The following is a 24,622-nucleotide window of genomic DNA, read 5'->3' as shown; positions in this document are numbered from 1 at the left end:
GGGTGTATTGCCCGGGCGTGCGCAGTGTGACTTGCGCCCCTCCGCCGCGCCGCGACCCCGCTCCCGGACAGGGGCGGGCCCGGGGCGACTGTCGGTGGCGTACGGCAGGATGGGGCGGATGAGCGAGCAGCGGAGGGACCGGGCGGGCGGGCCGTCGCCCGAGCTTCCCGAGTACGCGGAACGAGTGCTCGACGTGGCCGAGCACATTCCGCCCGGCCGGGTGATGACATACGGCGACGTCGCCGAATGGCTCGGCGAGGGCGGGCCGCGCCAGGTCGGCCGGGTCATGTCGCTGTACGGCTCCGCGGTGCCCTGGTGGCGCGTGGTGCGCTCGGACGGCGCGCTGCTGCCCGGCCACGAACTGCGCGCTCTCGACCACTACCGGGACGAGGCCACACCCCTGCGCGAGGCCGGCCGGTCCGCCGACGGGCACCTGCCGCGGCTCGACATGAAGCGGGCCCGCTGGGACGGCCACCACGGCGCGGACCACGGCGACAGCCGCGGCCACGGCGGCGGCGCGGTCGGCGGGCTCGGCGGCGAGGCGGCTCATACCTGACAGCTTGTGGCATCCCGCGCCGCCCCGGGCGGCCGGAGGACCGTACGGATGACTCGCTGCGTCGTGGGCACGGTTCGGCGTACCGTCGAGGGTCCGCGCCGAGCGCGCGGACCCCGCAATCACCATCACGACCAGCACACCCACCAGGACCGGCGATCCACGTGAGCTCCCCTTCCTCCACCGGGCATACGGCGTACCAACAGGTGCGCCGGGCGGCCCCCGGCGCGTACCGGCTGGTGCGCACACCGCCGGACCCGGTGGAGCCCCCTCTCCTTGACGCACCCCAGCGCAGGGTGGTTGACCACCGCGCGGGGCCGCTTCTGGTGCTCGCGGGACCCGGCACGGGCAAGACCACCACCCTGGTCGAGGCGGTCGCCGCCAAGGTGGCGGCCGGCGCCGACCCCGAGCGCATCCTGGTGCTCACCTTCAGCCGCAAGGCCGCCGTGGAGCTGCGCGACCGCATGGCGCTGCGGCTCGGCGCCGGCACGAAGAGCCCCCAGGCCACCACCTTCCACTCGTACTGCTACGCCCTGGTCCGCGCGCACCAGAATGCCGAACTGTTCCGCGAGCCCCTGCGGCTGCTGTCCGGACCCGAACAGGACGTGGCCGTACGCGACCTCCTGGCCGGCCAGATCGACCTCCAGCGGGCCGGCCTCGCGCAGGTCGGCTGGCCCGACGAGCTGCGCGCCTGCCTCACCACGCGCGGCTTCGCCGACGAGGTCCGCGCCGTCCTCGCCCGCAGCCGCGAACTGGGCCTCGGCCCGGACGAGCTGGCCCGCTTCGCCGACCGGGCAGGCCGCCCCGACTGGAAGGCCGCCGCGGCCTTCCTCGCCGAATACCTCGACGTGCTCGACCTCCAGGGCGTCCTGGACTACGCCGAGCTCGTGCACCGCGCGGTGCTGCTCGCCGACCGCACCCCGCTGCCCTCCTACGACGCGGTGTTCGTCGACGAGTACCAGGACACCGACCCGGCGCAGGTACGCCTCCTCAAGGCGCTCGCGGGCGGTGGACGCACCCTGGTCGCGTTCGGCGACCCCGACCAGTCGATCTACACCTTCCGCGGCGCCGACATCAACGGCATCCTCGACTTTCCCGACGCCTTCGCGCGGGCCGACGGAACGCCCGCGCCGGTCGAAGTCCTCACCACCTCGCGCCGCTCCGGCACCGCCCTCCTGGACGCGACCCGGCTCCTGACCCGCCGCATGCCGCTGCCCCGGCTGCCCGCCGAACAGGTCCGCGCCCACCGCGACCTGCGGCCCACCCGCACCGGCGGCCGGGTCGAGACGTACACCTATCCGACGGCCTCCACCGAACTCGACAACATCGCCGACCTGCTGCGCCGCGCCCACCTCGAAGAGGGCGTCCCCTGGCAGGAGATGGCGGTTTTGGTCCGCGCGAGCACCCGCACCATCCCGGCGCTGCGCCGGGCCCTGACCACTGCCGGCATCCCCGTCGACACCTCGGGCGCCGACACCCCGCTGCGTGACGAACCCGCGGTGGCACCGCTCCTCACGGCGCTGCGGGTGGTGGCACAGGCGGCGCTCGGCCGCACCGGGCAGGCCCCCGGGGCGTCCGGTCCCGGGCACGGCACCGGGCAGCCCCCGGCGGCGCCCCTGCCCGCGCCGGTGAGCCTGATCCACCCCGGCCGGACCGCGTCGGACGAGCCCGCCGGGCCCCTCGCCGGGACCCCCGCCGGGCTCGACACCGAGACCGCGCACACCCTGCTCACCTCGCCGCTCGGTGGCATGGACACCGCCGACCTGCGGCGCCTGGGCCGGGCCCTGCGCGACGAGGAGCGGGCGGCCGGCATCCGCGTGCCCGCCCCGTCGGACGTGCTGCTCGCCCGGGCCCTCGCCGAACCCGAACGGCTCGTCGCGCACGACCCCGCGTACGCCCGCGGCGCCCAGCGCCTGGCCGCGCTGCTGCGCAAGGCACGCGAACTCCTCGAAGGCGGCGGCACCGCGGCCGAGGCGCTGTGGGAGCTGTGGAACGGCACCCCCTGGCCGGGACGCCTGGAGCGCTCGGCCCTGCGCGGCGGCCCCGGCGGCCGCGCGGCCGACCGCGACCTGGACGCCGTGTGCGCCCTGTTCGACACCGCGGCCCGCGCCGAGGAACGCACCGGCGGACGGGGCGCGCTCAACTTCCTCGAAGAGGTCGACGCGCAGGACATAGCGGCCGACACCCTCACCCGCGGGGCGGCCCGCCCGGACGCGGTCCGCGTCATGACCGCCCACCGCTCCAAGGGCCTGGAATGGAGCCTGGTCGTGGTCGCCGGAGTCCAGAAAGGGCTCTGGCCCGATCTGCGCCGACGCGGCTCGCTCCTGGAAGCCGACCGGATCGGACGCGACGGCCTGGCCGAACCGCTCACCCCTGGCGCGCTCCTCGCCGAGGAACGACGCCTGTTCTACGTCGCGGCCACCCGCGCCCGCGACCGCCTGATCGTGACCGCCGTCAAGGCGCCGGCCGACGACGGCGATCAGCCGTCCCGCTTCCTCACCGAGCTGGGCGTCGAACCCCGCGACACCACCGGCCGGCCCCGCCGCCCCCTCGCCGTCGCGGCGCTCGTCGCCGAGCTGCGCGCCACCACCGTCGACCCGGCCGCCTCCGACGCGCTGCGCGAGGCCGCCGCCGAACGCCTCGGCCGGCTCGCCGCGCTCACCGACGACGAGGGCCAGCCGCTGGTCCCGGCCGCGCACCCGCACCGCTGGTGGGGCCTGCACGAACCGACCCGCTCCGAGGTCCCGCTGCGCGACCGCGACCTGCCCCTCGCGCTGTCCGGCAGCGCCCTCGACCAGCTCGCCAACACCTGCGCCCTGCAATGGTTCCTGGGCCGCGAGGTCAAGGCGGACGCGCCCGCGACGGCCGCCCAGGGCTTCGGCAACGTCGTGCACGTACTCGCCGACGAGGTGGCCTCCGGCCGCACGCCCGCCGACCTGGCCGTCCTGATGGAACGCCTCGACTCCGTCTGGGACGCGCTCGCCTTTGACGCGCCTTGGAAGTCGCTCCAGGAGAAGCAGAACGCGCGCGCCGCCCTGGAACGGTTCCTCCAGTGGCACACCCTCGACCGCGCGGGCCGCACTCCGGTCGCCACGGAACACGGCTTCGACGTCACCTTGGAAGCGGGGGAGTACGAGGTCCGCATCCGGGGCTCCATGGACCGCGTGGAACAGGACGTCGAAGGCCGCGCCTACGTCGTCGACTTCAAGACCGGCAAGCAGGCGCCCACCGCCGCCGAGGTGGCGGCGCACCCGCAGCTCGCCGTCTACCAGCTGGCGGTCCGCGAGGGCGCCCTGGACGAGGCCTTCGAGGGCCGCCGCCCCGACCCCGCCGGCGCCGAACTTGTCCACCTGCGCCAGGCCGCGCCCCAGCGCGAGGGCGGCGACGCGTTCCCCAAGGTTCAGTCCCAGCAGCCCCTGGAAGGCGAATGGGTGGGCGACCTCCTGGCCACGGCGGCGGGCAAGGTCCTGGACGAACACTTCACCCCGACGCCGGGTACGCACTGCACGCACTGCACGTTCAGGGCGTCCTGCACGGCCCAGCCGGAGGGGAGACAGGTGGTGGAGTAGCCCCACGCAGCTCCCCGCGCCCCGGAAGATGCTGGCTGGGCGCCGACTGCGCCAGGGGAGTTCGGGCGGCCGGGGACGAGCCCCGGGGGCTTCGCCCCCCGGGAAATCCTTTTCGCACCCCACCCCGGAGAGTTTCGGGAAGGGGCGGGGTGGGGGAGCAGGCCCGCCGCGGGCGCCCCCCGGCCGGACCCCCACCCCAACCGCCCCCACCTGCACAAACCCCCCATTGTCAGCACCCCCCACTACCCTTCAGGACGTGCCCACCCACCTCACCGACCCCGACCAGCTCAAAGAGCTGCTCGGCATCCCCTTCACCCCGGAGCAGATCGCCTGCATCACCGCCCCGCCCGCCCCGCAGGTCATCGTGGCCGGAGCCGGCTCCGGCAAGACGACCGTCATGGCGGCCCGCGTCGTCTGGCTGGTGGGCACCGGCCAGGTCGCGCCCGAGCAGGTCCTCGGCCTGACCTTCACCAACAAGGCCGCCGGCGAGCTCGCCGAGCGCGTGCGCACCGCGCTGATCAGGGCCGGCATCACCGACCCCGACGCCCCCGAGCCGGAGCAGGGCGAGCCCGGCATCTCCACGTACCACGCCTTCGCGGGCCGCCTCCTCACCGACCACGGCCTGCGGATAGGGCTGGAGCCCACCTCCCGCCTCCTCGCCGACGCCACCCGCTTTCAGCTCGCCGCCCGCGTGCTGCGCGAGGCCCCGGGCCCCTACCCCACGCTGACCAAGTCGTTCGCCTCCCTCGTCAGCGACCTGCTCGCGCTCGACGCCGAGCTCGCGGAACACCTCGTACGCCCGGAGCGGCTGGCCGCGTACGACCACGACCTGCTGCGCGCCCTCGCGGACGCCAAGCTCAGCAACGCCGAGCTGCGCAAGGTGCCCGAGGCGGCCGCAGCCCGGCTCGAACTGCTCGACCTCACCACCCGCTACCGCGCCGCCAAGAAGAGCCGTGACCTGCTCGACTTCGGCGACCAGATCGCGCTCTCCGCCGAGCTCGCCCTCACCCACCCCGAGGTCGGCCGGATCCTGCGCGAGGAGTTCAAGGTGGTGCTCCTCGACGAGTACCAGGACACCTCCGTCGCCCAGCGCCGCCTGCTCGCCGCGCTCTTCGGCGCCGGCACCGGCCACGCCGTGACCGCCGTCGGCGACCCCTGCCAGGCCATCTACGGCTGGCGCGGCGCCTCCGTGGCCAACCTCGACGACTTCCCCCGCCACTTCCCGTACGCCGACGGCCGCCCCGCCACCCGCCACGCGCTCTCCGAGAACCGCCGCAGCGGCGGCCGCCTCCTCGACCTCGCCAACTCCCTTGCCGCACCACTGCGTTCGATGCACGAAGGCGTCGAGGCGCTGCGCCCTGCGCCCGGCGCCGAGCGCGACGGCAGCGTGCGCATCGCCCTGCACGCCACCCACGAGGAGGAGATCGAGTGGCTCGCCGACTCGATCGCCCACCTGGTGCGCACCGGCAAGGCGCCCGGCGAGATCGCCGTCCTGTGCCGCACCGCCGGCGATTTCCCGCAGATCCAGGGCGCGCTGGTGGCCCGCGACATCCCCGTCGAGGTCGTCGGGCTCTCCGGCCTCCTCCACCTGCCCGAGGTCGCCGACCTGGTGGCGGTCTGCGAAGTTCTCCAGGACCCGGGCGCCAACGCCTCCCTGGTGCGGATCCTCACCGGCCCGCGCTGGCGCATCGGCCCCCGCGACCTGGCGCTGCTCGGCCGCCGCGCGCGCCTCCTCGTACGGCGCGCCCCGACCGAATCCGACGACCCCGACCAGCGTCTCGCCGACGCCGTGGAGGGTGTCGACCCGGCCGAGGTGATCTCCCTCGCCGACGCGCTCGACACCTTCCTCGAAGGCGCCGAGGACGACGGCCTGCCCTTCTCCACCGAGGCCCGCGTCCGCTTCGCCCGCCTCGCCGCCGAACTGCGCGACCTGCGCCGCTCGCTCGCCGACCCGCTCATGGACGTCCTGCACCGCGTCCTGACCGTCACGGGCCTTGAGGTCGAACTCTCCGCGTCTCCGCACGCGTTGGCGGCCCGCCGCCGCGAGACGCTCTCCGGGTTCCTCGACACAGCGGCGAGCTTCGCCGCGCTCGACGGCGAGGCCTCGCTGCTCGCCTTCCTCGGTTTCCTGCGGACCGCCGCCCAGTACGAGAAGGGCCTGGACAACGCGCTGCCCGGCGGCGAGAACACGGTCAAGGTCCTCACCGCCCACAAGTCCAAGGGCCTTGAGTGGGACGTGGTCGCCGTTCCCGGCCTGGTCACCGGCACGTTCCCGTCGACCAGGGCCAGGGAGGCCTGGACCGCCCAGGCGAAAGTCCTCCCGCATGCGCTGCGCGGCGACGCCCCGACCCTGCCGGGCGTCGAGAAGTGGGACGCGAAGGGGCTCAAGTCCTTCAAGGAGGCGATGAAGGACCACCAGCACACGGAGGAACTGCGCCTGGGATACGTCACGTTCACCCGCCCCCGCACCCTGCTGCTCGGCTCGGGCCACTGGTGGGGCCCGAGCCAGAAGAAGCCCCGGGGCCCCTCCGCCTTCCTGCACGCGCTGTACGAGCACTGCGCGGCGGGCCACGGCGAGATCGAGGCCTGGGCGGACGAGCCGGCCGAGGACGCGGAGAACCCCGTACTCCACGAATCCGCCGTCTCCCACGCCTGGCCGCTCCCCCTCGACCCCGCATCCCTCGCCCGCCGCCGCGCCGCCGCGGAACGAGTCCTGGCCCACCTGGCCGCGGCCCCCGCGCGCGACGACGCGACGCCCGCCGCGCATGACGTAACGCCCTCCTCTTATGAGGACAACGCTTACGACACAATGCCTTCCTCTTATGAGGAGGAGGCCTTCGAAGAAGCGCCCTATGAGGACGAGCCTTACGGGGCAGCGGAGTTCAGCGCGCCCTATGAGGACGAGCCTTACGGAGCAGGGGAGTTCAGCCTGCCCGATGATCCAGCCGTCGACGATGGGGACCTGCTCCCGACGGAGCGCCCGGCCCCCGCCGACGCCGCGCACACCGAGCCCGTCGAGCCCGCCGAGCACACCCGCACAGCGCCCCCCGCCGACTCCGGCGCCCGCGACCACACCCCGGTCCCGGTCGTGGCGCCCGGCGCCATCCCCGCGCCCCGGCTCACCCCGGAGGACCGCCGGGCCCTGCACTCCTGGGACCGTGACCTGGAGGCGCTCACCACCGAGCTGCGCCGGGCCCGTGCCGCCACCCGCGAGGTCGCGGTGCCGGCCTCGCTCACCGCATCCGAGCTGCTGCGGCTGGCCGCCGACCCGGACGGCTTCGCGCGGGAGCTGGCCCGGCCCATGCCGAGCCGCCCGCAGCCCGCGGCCCGCAGGGGCACCCGGTTCCACGCCTGGGTGGAGTCCCGCTTCGACGAGCTTCCGCTGCCCATGCTCGGCCCCGACGAGCTGCCGGGCACCGACGACAACGAAGCCGACATCGCGGACGAGCACGACCTGGCCGCGCTCAAGGAGGCCTTCGAGCGCACCCCGTACGCGACGCGCACCCCGTTCCGCACCGAGGCCCCCATCCAGCTGACCCTCGCGGGCCGGGTGATCAGGGGCCGGATCGACGCCGTCTACAAGGAGGGTGAGGGCGCGCTCGCCACGTACGAGATCGTCGACTGGAAGACCGGGCGCCAAGCCACCGCCGACCCCCTCCAGCTGGCGGTCTACCGGGTCGCCTGGGCCGAGCAGATGGGCGTGGAGCCGGAGTCGGTCGGGGCCGCGTTCGTGTACGTACGCACAGGTGAGACGGTACGCCCCGGGCGTCTGCCGGGCCGCGCCGAGCTGGAGGCGATCCTGCTCGGCCCCCGTCCGCAGGGCGGACCGGGGGACGGGCCACCGTCCTCGGCCGGATAGGGTCGAGGCCATGAGCGAGACCCCGGACAGCGCCGTCCAGACCGCCACCGCTGCGGTGCGCACATACATCGAGCAGCACCGCGCGGCGTTCCTCGACGACCTCGCGCAGTGGCTGCGCATCCCGTCCGTGTCGGCCCAGCCCGACCACGCGGCCGACGTGCGCCGCAGCGCGGAATGGCTCGCCGCCAAGCTCCGCGAGACGGGCTTCCCGGCCGTCGAGATCCTGGACACCCCGGGCGCCCCCGCCGTCTACGCCGAGTGGCCTTCGGGCGACGCCGGCGCACCCACCGTCCTGGTCTACGGCCACCACGACGTGCAGCCCGCGGCCCGCGAGGACGGCTGGGACACCGACCCGTTCGAGCCGGTGATCACCGACGGGCGGATGTACGGGCGGGGCGCCGCCGACGACAAGGGGCAGGTGTTCTTCCACACCCTCGGCGTCCGCGCGCACCTCGCCGCCACCGGCCGTACGGCGCCCGCCGTCAACCTGAAGCTCCTGATCGAGGGCGAGGAGGAGTCAGGTTCGCCGCACTTCCGCGCCCTGGTCGAACAGCACGCCGAGCGCCTGGCGGCGGACGCCGTGATCGTCTCCGACACCGGCATGTGGTCCGAGACCACCCCCACCGTGTGCACCGGCATGCGCGGCCTCGCCGAGTGCGAGATCCAGCTGTACGGACCCGGCCAGGACATCCACTCCGGGTCCTTCGGCGGCGCCGTCCCCAACCCGGCGACAGCCGCGGCCCGCCTGGTCGCGGCCCTGCACGACGCGGACGGACACGTCACCGTCCCCGGCTTCTACGACAACATCGCCGAGCTGACGGACGCCGAGCGCGAGCTCTTCGCCGAGCTGCCCTTCGACGAGGCCGAGTGGCTGAGCACCGCCAAGTCGCGGGCGGTCCACGGCGAGGCCGGGTTCTCCACCCTGGAGCGGATCTGGGCCCGCCCGACCGCCGAGGTCAACGGCATCGGCGGCGGCTACCAGGGCCCGGGCGGCAAGACGATCATCCCGTCGTCCGCGATGGTGAAGCTGTCCTTCCGTCTGGTCGCGGGCCAGGACCCGGCGCACATCGAGAAGCTCGTCACCCAGTGGGCCGCGGGGCAGGTCCCCGCGGGCATCCGGCACGAGATCGGCTGGAGCGCGGGCACCCGCCCGTGCTTGACCCCGCTCGGCCATCCGGCGCTCCAGGCCGTCGTGCGGGCGATGAGCACCGCCTTCGGCACCAAGGTCCGCTTCACCCGTGAGGGCGGCTCGGGCCCCGCCGCCGACCTTCAGGACGTCCTGGAGGCGCCGGTCCTGTTCCTCGGGATCTCGGTCCCTTCGGACGGCTGGCACGCGCCCAACGAGAAGGTCGAGCTCGACCTCCTGCTCAAGGGCGTCGAGACGGCGGCCCACCTGTGGAGCGACCTCGCGGCCACCACAGCACCGTCCGCCACCTGAGCCCGTCGGCATGAGCCCCGCCCAGCCCGAGCCTTGGCCGACCGAAATCGCCGAACACACCGTCCACCCGGGGGAGTTGGAAGCACCTGTGAGCACCACCAGCACTGACGTCTTCACGGACCGGCCGACCGGGCTCGCCACGCCCATCGGCCTCACCGAGCCGAGCGGCATCGACCGCGCCGCCCACCACCGCCTCGACGAGGCCTGGCTCGCGGCGGCCTGGAGCCACCCGACGACCCGGGTCTTCGTCGTCTCCGGCGGCCAGGTCCTGATCGACGAACCCGCAGACGGCGCGGACGGCACGGACGGCGAGCCCGGCCGCACCGAACTCGTCATGACCCCGGCCTTCGAGGCCCCGGTCACCGAGACCCACCGCTACTTCCTGGGCACCGACGAGGACGGCGTGAGCTACTTCGCCCTCCAGAAGGACGCCCTGCCCGGCCGCATGGACCAGTCGGCGAGGCCCGCGGGGCTGCGCGAGGCGGGCCTGCTGCTCTCGCCGCGCGAGGCGAGCCTGGTGACGCACGCCGTCGCCCTGGAGAACTGGCAGCGACTGCACCGCTTCTGCTCCCGCTGCGGTGAGCGCACCGTGATCGCGGCGGCCGGCCACATCCGCCGCTGCCAGGCCTGCGGCGCCGAGCACTACCCGCGCACCGACCCCGCTGTGATCATGCTGGTCACCGACGACCAGGACCGGGCACTGCTCGGCCGCCAGGTGCACTGGCCCGAGGGCCGCTTCTCGACGCTCGCCGGCTTCGTGGAGCCCGGCGAGTCCATCGAGCAGTCGGTGCGCCGCGAGGTCTTCGAGGAGGCCGGCGTCACGGTCGGCCCGGTCGAGTACGTGGCGAGCCAGCCCTGGCCCTTCCCGTCTAGCCTGATGCTCGGATTCATGGCGAAGGCCACCTCGTCCGAGATCAACGTCGACGGCGAGGAGATCCACGAGGCCCGCTGGTTCTCCCGCGAGGACCTGGCCGCCGCGTTCGTCTCCGGCGAGGTCCTGCCGCCGTACGGCATCTCGATCGCGGCCCGCCTCATCGAGCTCTGGTACGGCGAACCACTGCCGAAGCCGACGCACTGACGCGGGGCCGGGCTGTTCCGGGGCCGGGCTGACCTGGGTCCGCGCTGTTCCCGGGCCGCGCTGATCCGGAGCCGCCCGGATGGACAAGGGGAAGGCCCCCGTCCAGGGCCCTCAGGGGTTCGGACGGAGGCCTTCCGGCAGGTGCGCTGAGGCGGCCGGTGTCAGACGCCGACCTTCTGCTTGACCTGCGCGAGCGACGGGTTGGTCAGCGTCGAGCCGTCGTCGAAGAGGACGGTCGGAACCGTCTGGTTGCCGCCGTTGGCCTTCTCCACGAACGCGGCCGACGCCGGGTCGTGCTCGATGTTGACCTCGGTGTACGCGATGCCCTCGCGGTCCATCTGCTTCTTCAACCGCTGGCAGTAGCCGCACCAGGTGGTGCTGTACATCGTCACAGTGCCCGGCATGTCTCTCGCGCTCCTCTGTATCGCTGAATGTCGATCGCTGAATGTCGCTGTCTGGCGTGCGCGCCCCGCCCTGTGCGGTTCCGCACGGAGTGGAACGTACGGGCGGCGAGCACCATTCCCGCATGTGACCGAGGCGTCACGGCCGGCCCCCGAAAGCCCGGAGACCCAGCTCCCGGGCCCGCCCGGCACGGGGATTCGTACGACTACCGACGCCCCCTGTGGACAAGGCGGCGCATGCGCCCCGGGCGACCTGGCAGCATGGCGGGGTGACAGCAGCAACGCACTCCACTCCCTTCCCGCAGGTCCCCGAGTCGGCCGATGCGGTGCTCGACGGGCTCGACCCCGAGCAGCGCGAGGCCGCCACGGCCCTGACCGGCCCGGTGTGCGTGCTGGCAGGCGCGGGCACCGGCAAGACCCGCGCGATCACCCACCGGATCGCGTACGGGGTGCGCGCCGGGATCCTCCAGCCCTCCAGCGTGCTGGCCGTCACCTTCACCAACCGGGCGGCCGGCGAGATGCGCGGCCGGCTGCGCCAGCTCGGCGCCGGCGGCGTCCAGGCCCGCACCTTCCACTCGGCGGCCCTGCGCCAGCTCCAGTACTTCTGGCCCAAGGCGGTCGGCGGCCCGCTGCCCCGGCTCGTCGAACGCAAGGTCCAGCTCGTCGCCGAGGCGGCCGCCCGCTGCCGGCTGCGCCTCGACCGCAACGAGCTGCGCGATGTGACGGGCGAGATCGAGTGGGCGAAGGTCACCCAGACCGTCCCCGGCGACTACCCGGCGGCCGTCGCCAAGTCCCACCGGGACGCGCCCCGCGACCCGGCCGAGATCGCCCAGATCTACCGGATGTACGAGCAGCTCAAGCAGGACCGCGGGGTGATCGACTTCGAGGACGTGCTGCTCCTCACGGTCGGTGTGCTCCAGGACCGGCACGACATCGCCGACCAGGTCCGCCGCCAGTACCAGCACTTCGTGGTGGACGAGTACCAGGACGTCAGCCCGCTCCAGCAGCGCCTGCTCGACCTGTGGCTCGGCGACCGCGACACCCTGTGCGTGGTGGGCGACGCCAGCCAGACCATCTACTCCTTCACCGGCGCCACCCCCGACCACCTGCTGAACTTCCGCACCCGCCACCCCAGCGCGACCGTCGTCAAACTGGTCCGCGACTACCGCTCCACCCCCCAGGTGGTCCATCTCGCCAACGGGTTGCTCGGCCAGGCCACCGGCCGCGCCGCCGAGCACCGGCTCGAACTGGTCTCCCAGCGACCGGCGGGCCCCGAGCCGGTCTACACGGAGTACGGGGACGAACCCGCCGAGGCCGAGGGCGTCGCGCGCCGCATCCGCGACCTGGTCGCCTCCGGGGTGTCGGCCGGCGAGATCGCCGTGCTCTACCGCATCAACGCCCAGTCCGAGATCTACGAGCAGGCCCTGGCCGACGCGGGCGTGCCCTATCTGCTGCGCGGCGCCGAGCGGTTCTTCGAGCGCCCCGAGGTCCGCGAGGCGGTCGTGGCGCTCGGCGGCGCGGCCCGGGCCGGCGGCAACGACTCGCTGCTCGACGACGCCGTGGACCTGCCCTCCCAGGTGCGGGCCGTCCTCGGCACCAAGGGGTGGACGGCCGCACCTCCGGCCGGCTCCGGCGCGGTGCGCGACCGCTGGGAGTCGCTGGCCGCCCTGGTCAGGCTCGGCGAGGACTACGAACGGGCGAAGCCCGGCGCGACCCTGTCCGACCTGGTGACCGAGTTGCGCGAGCGGGAGGCCGCCCAGCACGCCCCGACCGTCGAGGGCGTCACCCTCGCGTCGCTGCACGCGGCGAAGGGCCTGGAGTGGGACGCCGTGTTCCTGGTCGGGCTCACCGAGGGCATGATGCCGATCACCTACGCCAAGACGGACGAGCAGATCGAGGAGGAGCGCCGGCTGCTGTACGTCGGCGTCACCCGGGCCAGGGTCCATCTCGGGCTCTCCTGGTCCCTCTCGCGCTCTCCCGGCGGCCGGGCCTCGCGACGCCCCAGCCGTTTCCTCAACGGGCTGCGGCCGGGCTCCGGCTCCCGCGCGGCCCGGGCGACGGCGGGCGCCGCAGCGGGCGTCGAGCGCGGCCCCGCCGCCCGCAAGCGGACCCGCCGCGGACCGGTGCTGTGCCGGGTATGCGGGAAGACACTCACCGAAGCCGGCGAGATGAAGCTGATGCGCTGCGAGGACTGTCCTTCGGACATGGACGAGGCGCTGTACGAGCGGCTCCGCGAGTGGCGCTCCCACCAGGCGAAGGACCTCGGCATGCCGCCATACGTCGTCTTCACCGACAAGACGTTGATGGCGATCGCGGAGGCGGTGCCGTCCAACGGCCACGAGCTCGCTGTGATCTCCGGCGTCGGTGCCCGCAAGCTGGACCGTTTCGGCACCGATGTCCTGGCCATCTGCGCAGGTGACGAGCCTGGAGGGGGCGGAGTGGAAGGTTCCTGAAAACTCGTCGAGAAAATAGTTTGCGCCCGCCCCAGGGATCCCCATAGGTTCTTAACCACGGAAACGAGAGCTTCTCCGAAGCCGGGTCTCCGTGCTGTACTTAGCTGTACTTATCCGAATACGCATGGGATCAGGCCCGCGAGGGCCGAAGTCCCCGAGACGCCGAGAGGAGGCGAGACCAGTGGCCAGCTACAACGAGACCAACACCAGCTCCATCACCACCAAAGTGACCGTCCGCTCGGTCGTCGCCACCTGCCCGCTCGGCTCTGCGTTCCAGGGCACCGGTCTGTCCGCCGGTGTCTCCGGTCTGCTCGGCCTCACTGCGATGGTTCCGGCCCCCATGGCGAGCCTTCCCGTGCGTGATGAGCGCAATGAGCGACCGATTCTGGCGCCGGCAGCAGCAGTAGCGAAGGGGAGGGCCCAGGCCCACGCCTTTGCCGCGACCGGCGCGGGAGCGGAAAAGCAGACGAAGAAGTACCAGCACCACACGATGTGGGCCTTCCGTGGGCTCGAACCCTGGAGCGATCCAGCCTGATCCAGATCAGGCAGGCGCCTTCAGGGCCGCGGAACCCCACCCGGGATCCGCGGCCCTTCTGTTTGTCCCGAACGGGACGGACGGAGCGAAGGGGGCCTCGGTACCAGCCGAAACCCGGCCGACCGGCCGGACCGACACAGCCGAACAGACGACAAGACGAGGTTGAAACCACCGTGCAACTCGAAGCGCACGCCCCGTCCGTACCGCCCGCCCCGACTCTCCCCCCGCCCGGTCTCACGGAGGACCCCGCCTTGACTCCCCTCACCGCGCTCACCGCGCTCGACGACGCCATCGAGAACCTCGGCGTACCCGTCCCCTGCCGCTCCTTCGACCCGGAGGTCTTCTTCGCCGAGTCGCCGGCCGATGTCGAGTACGCCAAGTCCCTCTGCCAGACCTGCCCGCTGGTGGCCGCCTGCCTCGCGGGCGCCAAGGAGCGGCGTGAGCCGTGGGGTGTCTGGGGCGGAGAGCTCTTCGTCCAGGGCGTGGTCGTTGCCCGCAAGCGGCCGCGTGGCCGTCCGCGCAAGAACCCGGTCGCCGCATGAACCGCCCGGGAACCATCGACCATCCCCGAACGAACGATCCCCAGAAGCAGGTCCCGATGACGACGTCCGCCAGCGAGCCCACCGGCTCCGCGACTCCAGACTTCACCACCACCGGCGCGAACAAGTCGCGTCAGAACAGGACCCTCGAAATGCAACTCATGCCAGAAGCCCTGGCTCGTGCGCATATGCATCAGCGCCTGCAGGAAGCCGAGTCGGAACGCCAGGCACGACGCCTGCTGTCCGCCCGGCGACTGCAGCTGCGCGCTGAGCGCGCATCGCTGCGCGCCCGCCGCGCCCTGGCGATGGCCGTCATGCACTGACGGTCGGCGCCGTGCGGCGGAAGCCGTGAAGCAAGGGACCGCGCCCAGCTCTCGGTTCGAACGACTGCGTCCCGCTGCCTGACGGCAGCGGGACGCAACCAGGGGCCATTTACCAACAGTGTCCGAACGGACCGGCCCCCGCGGTGCGTTGTGGCCCCAAAGCGTCGGGCACGGCGGTATCGTCGCGAGGTGGACGACCAGAATCGGCCGATGGCCGAAACCATCGTGTGCTCCCACTGCGGAACCCCCTCCCCGTCCGGCGGCCCGCCGCCCACCTGGACCTACTCGGTCGAGAACGGCGTAGACCGCTACTACTGCGACGACTGCGCCCGCGCCAACATCAGAGCCATCGAGGGCAGACTCGACGCCGCTTGGTGGTAGCGGGGGGGCGGGGCAGAGGGGGTGCGGGTGCCAGTGGGGGTAGCGGAGGGATCGCAGCTGGGCCCTTCGGACGCGCCCACACCGGCCGCCGGGCCCGCGGGCGCGCGGCGCCGCCGGGCCATCAGCCGCCGCTGCCGGGCCACCAGCAGCGCCGCGGGGTGCGGCCCCGGTCCGGTCCCCGGCGGCCGTCTTACGTCTCCTCGGCGGCCGCCCCTTACGCCTCCTCGGCCGTCCCCTTACGCCTCCTCGGCCGTCCCCTACGCCTCCTCGGCCGTCCCCTGCGCCTCCTCGGCCACCGCGGCTGGCTCCGGTTCCGCCCCCTTTCCGGAATCCTCGGCCGGCTCGGGCAGCGGTGTCGACGGGTGGGGGACGGTGGCGACGAAGCCCGGGAGCCACTGCTCCAGTTCGTCGCGCATGCGCACCGTGGCCTCCAGCTGGCAGAGCACCCCGATCGTCGACAGCGTCACCCGGTGTATCAAGAGGTACGAGGGCGGCAGATTGAGCTGCTTGCCCAACTGGTGGGCGGGGGAGCGGAGATCGGCGATCCGGGCCGCCTGTCCACGCATCCAGCCCCGGCTGAAGGTGAACTCCTCCACCTGGGCCGGCTCGATGATCGGCAGCAGATAGTCGAGGACCGCATCCGGGTCGAGGTCGATGGACTCCTTGACGAAGCCCTCCGCGCGCAACATCTCGTAGACCGACTCGGCATCACCCTCAAGGGTCATCCGCAGGGATGCCCCGATGGTCGCGGGCAGTCCGCCGGGCAGCCGGTCGACCGTTCCGAAGTCCATGACGCCGAGCCGCCAGGGACCGTCCTCCTGTTCGGGCGGCACCAGACGGAAGTTGCCCGGGTGCGGATCGGCGTGCAGCAGACCGGTCCTCGCCGGACCCGAGAAGAGGAACCTCATCAGCAACTGCCCTGCACGGTCCCGCTGTTCAGGGGACCCGTCCTTGATCACCTGCGAGAGAGGTATGCCATCCATCCACTCGGTCACCAGGACCTGCTCGCTCTGGTGCACCACACCGGGCACCAGCACATCCGCGTCGCCCGCGAACTCTTCCGCGTGCTCCTGCTGGGCCCGCGCCTCCAACTCGTAGTCCAGCTCTTCCGAGACCCGGTCCCGCAGTTCGGCGATGAGCGGCTTGATGTCCATGCCCGGGATCAGCGGTCCGAGCAGCCGGGCGAACCGGCTCAACTGCGTCAGATCCGAGAGCAGCGCCTCACCGGCCCCCGGGTACTGCACCTTGACGGCCACCTCGCGCCCGTCGTGCCAGATCGCCCGGTGCACCTGCCCGATCGAGGCGGCGGCCGCCGGCTTCTCCTCGAACTCCAGGAAAAGCTCGCGCCAGTCGACACCGAGCCGATCCTCCAGCACGGCGTGGACGGTGCGGCTCGGCATCGGAGGCGCCGCCTCCTGGAGTTTGGTCAGGGCCGCCCGGTAAGGCCCCGCGACCTCCTCCGGCAGAGCCGACTCGAAGACGGACAGCGCCTGCCCGAACTTCATCGCCCCGCCCTTGAGCTCACCCAGGACTTTGAAGAGCTGCTCGGCGGTGCGCTGCTGGAGCTCACGGGCGACCAGCTCCGCGGACTTGCCGCCGATCCGCTTTCCCAGGCCCCACGTGGCCCGGCCGGCGAAGCCAAGTGGCAGTGCCGCCAGCTTGGCGGTCCGGGTGACCGCCTTCCGGGGAAGATCAGACATGCGCCCCTCCAAATCCCAGACAGCCACGCCCTCGCAGGCGCTACTGGGCCATTGTGTCGTGCGGCCCCGCGGCGCCCGAGGCCCGCTCCCCCTGAATGTTCCCGTCCGCGCCGCAGAAGCAGTCCCGGTGCGGCTCGACCGGGGCCGACCGCCAGTCGAGCCCGGGCAGTGACGCCTCCCAGCGGCTGCCAGTACTCGACGGCAGATCACCGTCGAGGAACGCCAGGGCGTGCGCCGCCGCCAGGCCCGCCACGGCGGACGCGAGCGCCAGGTCACAGGCGGGTACGGAGGTGCGCTGCCGCCCTGAGCGCCACTGCGCCAGCAGCCGCGGCCAGCCCGGATCACGCTCGGTGCGGGTGAGCGACAGACACCCCGCGCATCCGGTGCCGCCCGGCAGGACCAGCGGCCCCACCACCCCCGTCGTCTCCACGACCCCCGCATACAGATGGGGGATTCCGGCCCGGACCCAGTCCTCCGCGTCCAACGCGTTCGGCGCGTGCACATCCAGAGCCTCGCGCGGCGCGACCACGATCATGGACAGCCCCGGCTGCTCCCCGTCCCGCCCCTGGCGCGGTGGGCCACCGGGTGCCGCCGCCCGGACCAGCCGGCCGGCCGCCGTGGCACGCCGCTCGCCGACGGCCTGCCCGGTCAGCCCGCCCGGCGCCACGTCGCCCGGCTGCGCCACGCCCCCGTCCAGGACGTCGACCCGGCCGACGCCGGAGCCCGAGAGCACCGCGGCGATCGCCGCGCCCACCCGGCCGGCCCCGCGCACTTGGACCCGTATGGCCCTGCGGGCCGCGAGTCTCCGCGCCGCGTCGCCCGGCTGAGGATGGAGGAGGGAGAGGGAAACCAGATCCGGCCGTAGCCGCTCAAGCGCGTCGCTCCGGGACCGCAACGCCTCGGCCGCCGCGCCGCCGGCCGTCGGATCGTCCACCACGCCGGCCGCCGTCAACCGTGCCAGCAACTCATCGACCCGGGCCGGCGACAGGTCCAGGGCGCGGGCCCGCTCGTAAAGGATCGGGAGGCCCTGGGTGCCGTCGAGCAGCTCCAGGAAGTGGCCCGTCGCCGGGTCCACCGGCGAGACCACCACCGCCTGCGTGGGAGTGATCCCGAACTGCACGGTCTGGCGGTCCCGCCAGGCCCGGCGCAACGCCGGCTTCAGCATCGGATGCATGCCGGCCCCGCCCGTGGTCCCGCGCGTGGCCCCGCCCCCGGCCCCGCCCGCGGTCCCACCCTTGGTCCCGCGCGTAGTGCCGGTGCCGGTCCCGCTTCCGATGCCGCTCCCGGCCCGGCGCCCAGCCCCGCCCTTGGTCCCGCTCGTTCCGTCCCCGTGGTGACGCATGGTCCAACCCCCGTCGTCGTGTCTCCGTACGCACCCGCGGCGGCTGCCCGATCACGGGCTGTCGCGCGGCGTGAGACCACGATGCCCGTCCGCGCCGGACGGCGTGAAAAGTTGTCCACAGGCAGGGGGTATTAGTCATTCAAATGGTGCACCTCAGCGGATGGATCATGGCTCAACCGCCCCGGAGACGGGACTTCCCCCACTGACAGCGGGTAACGTCGGGGCGTGCCCGCCGACCCGCTGCAGAGTGCCGGAAGCCCGCCCCGCCGCACGACCGGCCTGCCGCCCCGCGGCCCGGCGACAAGCGCGGTCGAGGTGCGCCGCAGTGCCCGGCGCAGCAGGACGGTTTCCGCCTACCGCGAGGGCGACCGCACCATCGTGCTGATCCCGGCCCGGATGTCCGAGGCCGAGGAACAGCGCTGGGTCACGGTGATGCTCGACAAGCTGGCCGCACAGGAGAGCAAGCGCATGCTGGGCGACGCGGAGCTGACCGAGCGCGCCGAGCGGCTCTCCGAGCAGTACTTCGAGGGCCGGGCCCGCCCCGCTTCGGTGCGCTGGGTGACCAATCAGAACACCCGCTGGGGCTCCTGCACCCCTGCCGAGGGCAGCATCCGGCTCTCGCACCGGCTGCAGGGCATGCCCGAGTACGTCGTCGACTACGTACTCCTGCACGAGCTTGCCCACCTTCTGGTCCCGGGCCACGGACCCCGGTTCTGGCGGCTGCTCGACGCCTATCCGCGCACCGAGCGCGCCCGCGGCTACCTGGAGGGCGTGGTCGCCGCCGACCGTCTCCCGCACCTGCCGGCGGCCCGCGAGGAGTAGGGCTCGACGGTTGTGTACCGAATGTGTAGCGGCTTCGTCGATTGTCCGAGGCAGCCGTTAGCCTGGCGCGACGCAATAACCTCGGGATGGGGGACGGTCGGTACGCATGGCCAGGGAATTCCAGCGCGGCCACAAGGCCAAGGTCAGTGATCTCACGGCAGGGACGGATCTGTACGTCGGTGTGCAGATCGCGGGCCCGGGCCTGACCTTCGACATCAGCTGCTTCGGGCTCGACGCCAACGAGCAGCTGTCCGACGACCGTTACTTCGTCTTCTTCAACCAGCCGAAGTCTCCCGAGGAGTCGATCCAGCTCCTCGGCGCGCAGTCCGGTGACAGCGAGTCGTTCCGCGTCACCCTGGACCGCGTTCCACCCCACATCCACAAGCTCTCCTTCACCGCGACGCTCGACGGCGCCGGCCAGATGTCCCAGGTGGGCCCCGGGTACATCCGGGTCGTGGCCGGAGGCGAGGAAGTGGTCCGTTACGCCTTCACGGGCGCGGAGTTCAGCACCGAACGGGCCGTCATGCTCGGCGACTTCTATCTGAAGGACGTCTGGCGCTTCGCCGCGGTGGGCCAGGGCTTCGACGGGGGCCTCGAAGCCCTCCTGAAGAACTTCGGCGGCGAGGTCCTCGACGAGGAGCCCGCCGCCCCGCAGCAGGCCGCCCCGCAGCAGCCCGCACCCCAGGGCGCGACCCCGGGGTTCGCCCCGCCGCCCCAAGGTGCCGTGCCCGCCCCGCAGTTCGGCGCCCCGGCGCAGGCGCCGCAGCCCGCGCCCTCCTTCGGTGCGCCCGTGCCGCCCCCCGCACCCGCCCCGGCCGCCCCGCAGCCCTACGCGCCGCCGCAGGGAGCCACCCCGCCGCCGCCTCCGGCGCCCAGCCCGCAGATCCACGCGGCGCCCACCATCGCCGCTCCGATGCACCTGGTCCCCGGCGCCGTGCCGCCGCCGCCCGCCCCTGCGCCGTACGGGCAGCCGCACCAGCCCGCATACGGACAGCCGCCGCAGCAGCCGCAGTTCGGGCAGGGCCCCGGCCACATCCCGGGCCAGACCCCGCCGCCCGGCGCGCCCGCTCCGTACGGCCAGCCGGCCCCCTATGGCCAGCCCGCGCCCTACGGCCAGCCGGCCCCGTACGGCCAGCCGCAGGGCATGCCGCAGGGCGGCGGAGGCCTCAAGGCCGCCATCCAGGCGTACAAGGAAGTGCCCACCGGCCAGCGCTGGACCGCGCAGAACAAGCAGCTGGTCCGGGTCGACCTCGGCGCCGGCGGCCAGCCCGTGCTCGCCCGCCAGGGCAGCATGGTCATGTATCAGGGCAAGGTCGACTTCGGCTACAAGGGCGCCGGTTTCGCCGGCCGGATCGTCGGCAACGCGACCGGCCAGGAAATGCAGCTGATGCGCTGCACCGGCCGCGGTCAGGTCTTCCTCGCCGAGAACAGCGCCTACCTGCACCCCATCGAGCTCCAGGGCGACGGCATCTGCGTCTCCGCCGAGCACGTCCTGGCCTTCGACGAGTCGCTCCAGTACGAGGTCCGCCGCATCGAGGGACACGGCATCCCCGGCGGCGCCCTGTTCACCATGTTGTTCCAGGGCACCGGCACCGTCGTCGTGATGACCCACGGCACCCCGGTGGTGCTGCCCGTCACCCCGACCACGTTCGCCGACAGCGACGCGATCGTCGCCTGGTCCGCCGCCTCCCAGGTGATCGTCTCCAGTCAGGTCAGGCTGCGCCGCAACGCCTATCCGGGGCACAGCGGCGAGGCCGTCAACCTCCAGTTCCGGGGCGCCCCCGGCAACTTCATCGTCGTCCAGCCGTACGAGGTCTGAGGGAGCCCGAAGACATGAACCAGCAACTCGCGGGCTATGCCCCGACCCCCGTCGCGGCCCGCATGGAGAACCACGGCAGCGCCATGCTCAAGGTGGCCATGGCCACCGGACAGGACTTGTTCGCCCGGGTCGGCTCGATGGTTGCCTACGAAGGCTTCATCCAGTACGAGCCCAACCCGCCAGCCGTGCGTCAGATGGCGCGCGACTGGATCACCGGTGAGGGCGCACCCCTGATGAAGTGCACCGGCGACGGGCTGCTCTACCTCGCCGACTACGGCGCCAACGTCGTGATCGTCAACCTCGACAACGACGCGCTCTCCGTCAACGGCACCAATGTGCTCGCCTTCGACGCGAGCCTCCAGTGGGGTGTCGAACGGGTCAAGGGGCTCGCCAAGTTCGCCGGCCAGGGCCTGTTCAACGTGAAGATCTCCGGCACCGGCTGGGTCGCCCTGACCTCGCGCGGCACCCCGGTCGTCGTCGACTGCGGCAGCGGCGAGGACGAGACGTACGTCGACCCCGACGCGCTCGTCGCCTGGTCCCCGAACCTGAAGGTCAAGGGCAAGCGCAGCTTCAAGGCGTCCTCGCTGATCGGCCGGGGCAGCGGAGAGGCGTACCAGATGGCCTTCTCGGGCAAGGGCATCGTCGTCGTACAGCCGAGTGAGGACAGCACCGACCGCCTGCGGGCCCGGGGCTGAGGGGGAGAGACCGATGCAGAGCTCGCTTTTCAGCTACACCGAGCAGCAGTCCCAGGAGCGCTACACCGCGCAGAACGCCCAACTGTTGCGCGCCGTGCTCACCGGCCATGACGACCTTCTGGCCCGCAAGGGCTCGATGGTCGCCTACCAGGGTCTGCTGGAGTTCGACGGGGAGTACCAGTCGAACGGGCAGCGCAGCGCCCGCGCCCGCACCGGCGAGGGCCTCGACCTGATGCGCGTCTCCGGACAGGGCACCGTCTACCTCGCCAACTTGGCCCAGCACGTGCACGTGGTGGACATCGACCGCGACGGACTGACCGTGGACAGCGGCTATGTCCTGGCGATGGACTCCTCGCTGCACCACGAGGTCATCGCCGTGGACAGTCAGTACGGAGTCTCCGGCACCGGCAAGTACCAGCTCAACATCACCGGCACCGGCAAGGTCGTCCTGATGACCTCGGGCCAGCCGCTCGCGCTCCAGGTCACGCCCGACAAGTACGTCAACGCGGACGCGGACGCGATCGTCGCCTGGTCGACCTCGCTGCGGGTCCAGATGCAGGCGCAGACGCACTCCACGGGCGTGTGGCGGCGCCGGGGCAACACCGGCGAGGGCTGGGAGCTGAGCTTCCTCGGGCAGGGCTTCGCGCTCGTCCAGCCCAGCGAGGTGCTGCCGCCGCAGAACGCGATGATCGGCCAGGGCCTGCGAGCCCAGTACGGCGTGGGCCAGCAGGGCGCCCACGCACAGAACCAGGGCAACGCCTGGAGCTAGGGGGCCGGCGGATCATGGCCGGGGGCGACCCTGACCCGCCAGGCACCCCCTGGGCGCTCCGCACCACGGTCATCAGGCACAGGTTCAGACACAGGTAAGGGGCGTTCGCCATGGCGAACGCCCCTTACCTGCAAGCCGGTTGAGGCCGCGTCCGCATTCGGCTACAGCCTCGCGCGGGTCGCCTCCAGCAGGTTGACCACCGACGTGTCGGCGACAGCGGCCACCTCGTCGTAGCGGAACCAGCGCAGGTCGAGCGACTCGTCACTGATCGCCTCGACCGCGCCTGCCGGGGCAAGCGCCGCGTACTGCACGTCCAGGTGCCAGTGGCAGGGCGCCGGGATCGGATGGCGGTCGAGCCGCACCGGGCCGCCGGGAAGCAGGGCGAGACCGGCGACACCGGACTCCTCCTCGGCCTCGCGCAGCGCGGCGGCCGCCACCGTGGCGTCGCCCGGCTCGCAGTGGCCGCCCATCTGGAGCCACATGTTCAGCTTCTTGTGCAGCGTGAGCAGCACCCGGCCCTGGTCGGGGTCGATGACCAGAGCGCTCGCCGTGAGATGACCGGCCTCGCAGGCCTTCCACATGCCGTCGGGGTGCGCCGACAGATGGTCCAGGTAGGTCTGGCGGAGCTCGGGCTGGTCCTCGTACGCCTTCAGCACGAGGACCGCGTCGTCATGCAGGGTCACTTGCCGGACCCACCCTCGGCGTCACCCTCGGCCTCGCCCTCGCCGCTCTGGTCGCCTTGGCCGCCCTTCCGATCCTTCGGCTCGGCCTTCCCGCCGCCCCTCTCGCCGTCCTTCTTCAGGGAGGGGCCGTTCTGCTCGGCGGCCTCGCCCAGCATCTTGTCCAGCTCCGAGAAGTCGAGGTGCTCGCGGTGCACGAAGCCGTCCGGGTCGTCCAGGTCGGACGCGGTCGGCAGCATGTCGGGGTGCTCCCACAGGTCGTCCCGGCCGTCCACACCACGGGCGTCGGTGAGTGAGGCCCACAGCCGCGAGGCGTCGCGCAGCCGGCGTGGACGCAGTTCGAGACCGATCAGGGTGGCGAAGGTCTGCTCGGCCGGCCCACCGGTGGCCCGGCGCCTGCGCAGCATCTCGCGCAGCGCGTCCGCCGAGGTGAGCCGGGGCTTGGCGGCCGCGTGGACCACCGCGTCGACCCAGCCCTCGACCAGCGCGCCCGCCGTCTCCAGGCGGGCCAGGGCGGCCTTCTGCTGCGGGGTGTCCTCCGGCTGGAACATGCCCTGCTGGAGCGCCTCCTGGAGCTGCTCCGGGTTGGACATGTCGAGCTGGCCGACGGCGTCCTCCAGCTTGGCCGTGTCGACCGTGATGCCGCGCGCATAGCCCTCGACCGCGCCGAACAGATGCGAGCGCAGCCACGGCACATGAGCGAAGAGCCGCTGGTGGGCGGCCTCGCGCAGCGCCAGGTAGAGCCGGATCTCGTCCTGGGGGACGCCCAGGTCCTTGCCGAACGCCGCGATGTTCAGCGGAAGCAGCGCCGCCTTGCCCGCGGGGCCGAGCGGCAGCCCGATGTCGGTCGAGCCGACCACCTCGCCCGCGAGCACGCCGATGGCCTGCCCGATCTGCTGGCCGAACATGGCGCCGCCCATGGAGCGCATCATGCCGATCAGCGGGCCCGCCATGGCCTGCATCTCCTCGGGCAGCACGCCGCCCATGGCCGCGCCGACCCGCTCGGCGACGGGGTCGACCAGTTCCTTCCAGGCCGGCTGCGTCGCCTCGACCCATTCCGCGCGGCTCCAGGCCACGGCGGTGGTGGAGCCCGAGGGCAGCGACGTCGCGTCGTCCAGCCACAGGTCCGCCAGGCGCACGGCCTCCTGGACGGCACCTCGCTCGGCGGGGCCGACGCTCTCGTCCTTGGTGCCGTCGGCGGTGCCCTGGGCGACCGTCTGGCGGGCGATCTGCTTGGCCATGTCCCAGTTCACGGGACCGCCCTCGTAGCTGAGCATCTGCCCCAGCTGCTGGAAGGCGGCGCCCAGGTCGTTCGGGTTCATCGAACCGAACATCGCGGCGAACGGATTGTCCGCGCCGCCCGGGCCGCCGAAGCCGAGGGGATTGCCGCCCTGGCCGCCGGCACCCTGACCGCCTCCGGCAGGGTCCTTCTTCTTGCCGTCGCCGTTCTCCGGCTCCTCCGGCGGAAGGCCGAATCCGAATGGGGTGTCACTCACGGGTTTCCTCGGCTCGTTAGGCCGCCGGCTCGTGCCGACGGCGGCTGGCCCACAACACCACCAGCGTAGACATCCGAACGGGATTGGGGCTCGGTGCTCCGCTGCCTCGCGGCCTGCGGCAGGATGGACGCCACCTGGTACGTACGCGTCATTAACGTACGTACTGAAGA

19 protein-coding genes are annotated in these 24,622 nt (G+C 72.8%); 14 read left to right on the top strand and 5 right to left on the bottom strand.

Annotated elements, in window-relative coordinates; genetic code table 11:
- The first annotated feature begins 118 nt into the window (after positions 1 to 118).
- The 5 genes from AB0D31_RS04830 to nudC all read left to right on the top strand — a co-directional run bounded on the left by AB0D31_RS04830 (position 119) and on the right by nudC (position 10,497).
- A complete protein-coding gene (locus AB0D31_RS04830; protein WP_362717001.1) occupies positions 119 to 556 on the top strand; it encodes an MGMT family protein in 438 nt (145 codons plus the stop codon).
- A 161-nt stretch (positions 557 to 717) separates the two neighbouring features.
- Positions 718 to 4,122, top strand: coding sequence for an ATP-dependent DNA helicase (locus AB0D31_RS04825; protein ID WP_362716998.1), 3,405 nt, complete (start codon positions 718 to 720; stop codon positions 4,120 to 4,122).
- Between the two features lie 256 nt (positions 4,123 to 4,378).
- The gene (locus AB0D31_RS04820; RefSeq protein ID WP_362716995.1) at positions 4,379 to 7,981 is read left to right on the top strand and encodes a UvrD-helicase domain-containing protein; all 3,603 of its coding nucleotides are present in this window, start codon (positions 4,379 to 4,381) and stop codon (positions 7,979 to 7,981) included.
- A gap of 10 nt (positions 7,982 to 7,991) precedes the next feature.
- Positions 7,992 to 9,419 carry a dipeptidase gene (locus AB0D31_RS04815; protein WP_362716992.1) on the top strand — a complete coding sequence of 476 codons (1,428 nt, stop codon included), beginning with the start codon at positions 7,992 to 7,994 and terminating at the stop codon, positions 9,417 to 9,419.
- 88 nt (positions 9,420 to 9,507) lie between these two features.
- Positions 9,508 to 10,497 (top strand): NAD(+) diphosphatase, encoded by a 990-nt coding sequence (gene nudC / locus AB0D31_RS04810; RefSeq protein ID WP_362716991.1) that lies wholly within the window; start codon positions 9,508 to 9,510, stop codon positions 10,495 to 10,497.
- Positions 10,498 to 10,658: 161 nt separating this feature from the next.
- On the opposite strand, the gene AB0D31_RS04805 is transcribed toward nudC, so the two are convergent.
- Complete coding sequence (locus AB0D31_RS04805) at positions 10,659 to 10,901, bottom strand: mycoredoxin (protein ID WP_362716988.1); 243 nt, start codon at positions 10,899 to 10,901, stop codon at positions 10,659 to 10,661.
- 266 nt (positions 10,902 to 11,167) lie between these two features.
- On the opposite strand from AB0D31_RS04805, the gene AB0D31_RS04800 reads away from it, so the two are divergent.
- The 5 genes from AB0D31_RS04800 to AB0D31_RS04780 all read left to right on the top strand — a co-directional run bounded on the left by AB0D31_RS04800 (position 11,168) and on the right by AB0D31_RS04780 (position 15,129).
- Positions 11,168 to 13,351 (top strand): ATP-dependent DNA helicase UvrD2, encoded by a 2,184-nt coding sequence (locus tag AB0D31_RS04800; RefSeq protein ID WP_362716986.1) that lies wholly within the window; start codon positions 11,168 to 11,170, stop codon positions 13,349 to 13,351.
- 181 nt (positions 13,352 to 13,532) lie between these two features.
- A complete protein-coding gene (locus AB0D31_RS04795) occupies positions 13,533 to 13,886 on the top strand; it encodes a hypothetical protein (protein WP_362716983.1) in 354 nt (117 codons plus the stop codon).
- Between the two features lie 173 nt (positions 13,887 to 14,059).
- Positions 14,060 to 14,428 (top strand): WhiB family transcriptional regulator, encoded by a 369-nt coding sequence (locus AB0D31_RS04790; protein ID WP_114038865.1) that lies wholly within the window; start codon positions 14,060 to 14,062, stop codon positions 14,426 to 14,428.
- A complete protein-coding gene (locus AB0D31_RS04785; protein ID WP_362716980.1) occupies positions 14,425 to 14,748 on the top strand; it encodes a hypothetical protein in 324 nt (107 codons plus the stop codon). Before AB0D31_RS04790 ends, AB0D31_RS04785 begins: the two co-directional genes overlap by 4 nt.
- Before the next feature lie 189 nt (positions 14,749 to 14,937).
- Complete coding sequence (locus AB0D31_RS04780; RefSeq protein WP_362717113.1) at positions 14,938 to 15,129, top strand: hypothetical protein; 192 nt, start codon at positions 14,938 to 14,940, stop codon at positions 15,127 to 15,129.
- A gap of 257 nt (positions 15,130 to 15,386) precedes the next feature.
- Here the strand turns inward: AB0D31_RS04780 and AB0D31_RS04775 are convergent, their stop codons facing one another.
- Together AB0D31_RS04775 and AB0D31_RS04770 are read right to left on the bottom strand one after the other, a co-directional pair.
- A complete protein-coding gene (locus AB0D31_RS04775; RefSeq protein WP_362716978.1) occupies positions 15,387 to 16,829 on the bottom strand; it encodes an AarF/ABC1/UbiB kinase family protein in 1,443 nt (480 codons plus the stop codon).
- Between the two features lie 40 nt (positions 16,830 to 16,869).
- Positions 16,870 to 18,003 (bottom strand): ThiF family adenylyltransferase, encoded by a 1,134-nt coding sequence (locus tag AB0D31_RS04770; protein WP_362716975.1) that lies wholly within the window; start codon positions 18,001 to 18,003, stop codon positions 16,870 to 16,872.
- Positions 18,004 to 18,396: 393 nt separating this feature from the next.
- Here AB0D31_RS04770 and AB0D31_RS04765 point away from each other — a divergent pair, with 393 nt between their 5' ends.
- The 4 genes from AB0D31_RS04765 (at position 18,397) to AB0D31_RS04750 (ending at position 22,276) form a co-directional block, all read left to right on the top strand.
- Positions 18,397 to 18,993 (top strand): M48 family metallopeptidase, encoded by a 597-nt coding sequence (locus AB0D31_RS04765; protein ID WP_362716972.1) that lies wholly within the window; start codon positions 18,397 to 18,399, stop codon positions 18,991 to 18,993.
- Positions 18,994 to 19,099: 106 nt separating this feature from the next.
- Complete coding sequence (locus tag AB0D31_RS04760) at positions 19,100 to 20,812, top strand: TerD family protein (protein ID WP_362716969.1); 1,713 nt, start codon at positions 19,100 to 19,102, stop codon at positions 20,810 to 20,812.
- Between the two features lie 14 nt (positions 20,813 to 20,826).
- A complete protein-coding gene (locus tag AB0D31_RS04755) occupies positions 20,827 to 21,507 on the top strand; it encodes an AIM24 family protein (RefSeq protein ID WP_328309851.1) in 681 nt (226 codons plus the stop codon).
- 13 nt (positions 21,508 to 21,520) lie between these two features.
- Positions 21,521 to 22,276, top strand: coding sequence for an AIM24 family protein (locus AB0D31_RS04750; RefSeq protein ID WP_362716967.1), 756 nt, complete (start codon positions 21,521 to 21,523; stop codon positions 22,274 to 22,276).
- A 161-nt stretch (positions 22,277 to 22,437) separates the two neighbouring features.
- Here the strand turns inward: AB0D31_RS04750 and AB0D31_RS04745 are convergent, their stop codons facing one another.
- Together AB0D31_RS04745 and AB0D31_RS04740 are read right to left on the bottom strand one after the other, a co-directional pair.
- The gene (locus AB0D31_RS04745) at positions 22,438 to 22,959 is read right to left on the bottom strand and encodes an NUDIX domain-containing protein (RefSeq protein ID WP_362716965.1); all 522 of its coding nucleotides are present in this window, start codon (positions 22,957 to 22,959) and stop codon (positions 22,438 to 22,440) included.
- The gene (locus tag AB0D31_RS04740) at positions 22,956 to 24,452 is read right to left on the bottom strand and encodes a zinc-dependent metalloprotease (protein ID WP_362716963.1); all 1,497 of its coding nucleotides are present in this window, start codon (positions 24,450 to 24,452) and stop codon (positions 22,956 to 22,958) included. Before AB0D31_RS04740 ends, AB0D31_RS04745 begins: the two co-directional genes overlap by 4 nt.
- Positions 24,453 to 24,622: the final 170 nt, after the last annotated feature.

It is taken from the genome of Streptomyces sp. NPDC048361, from assembly GCF_040651795.1.
Taxonomy (GTDB): domain Bacteria; phylum Actinomycetota; class Actinomycetes; order Streptomycetales; family Streptomycetaceae; genus Streptomyces.
The sequence above is the reverse complement of the archived record's forward strand: the minus strand, read 5'-3'. Positions and strand labels throughout refer to the sequence as shown.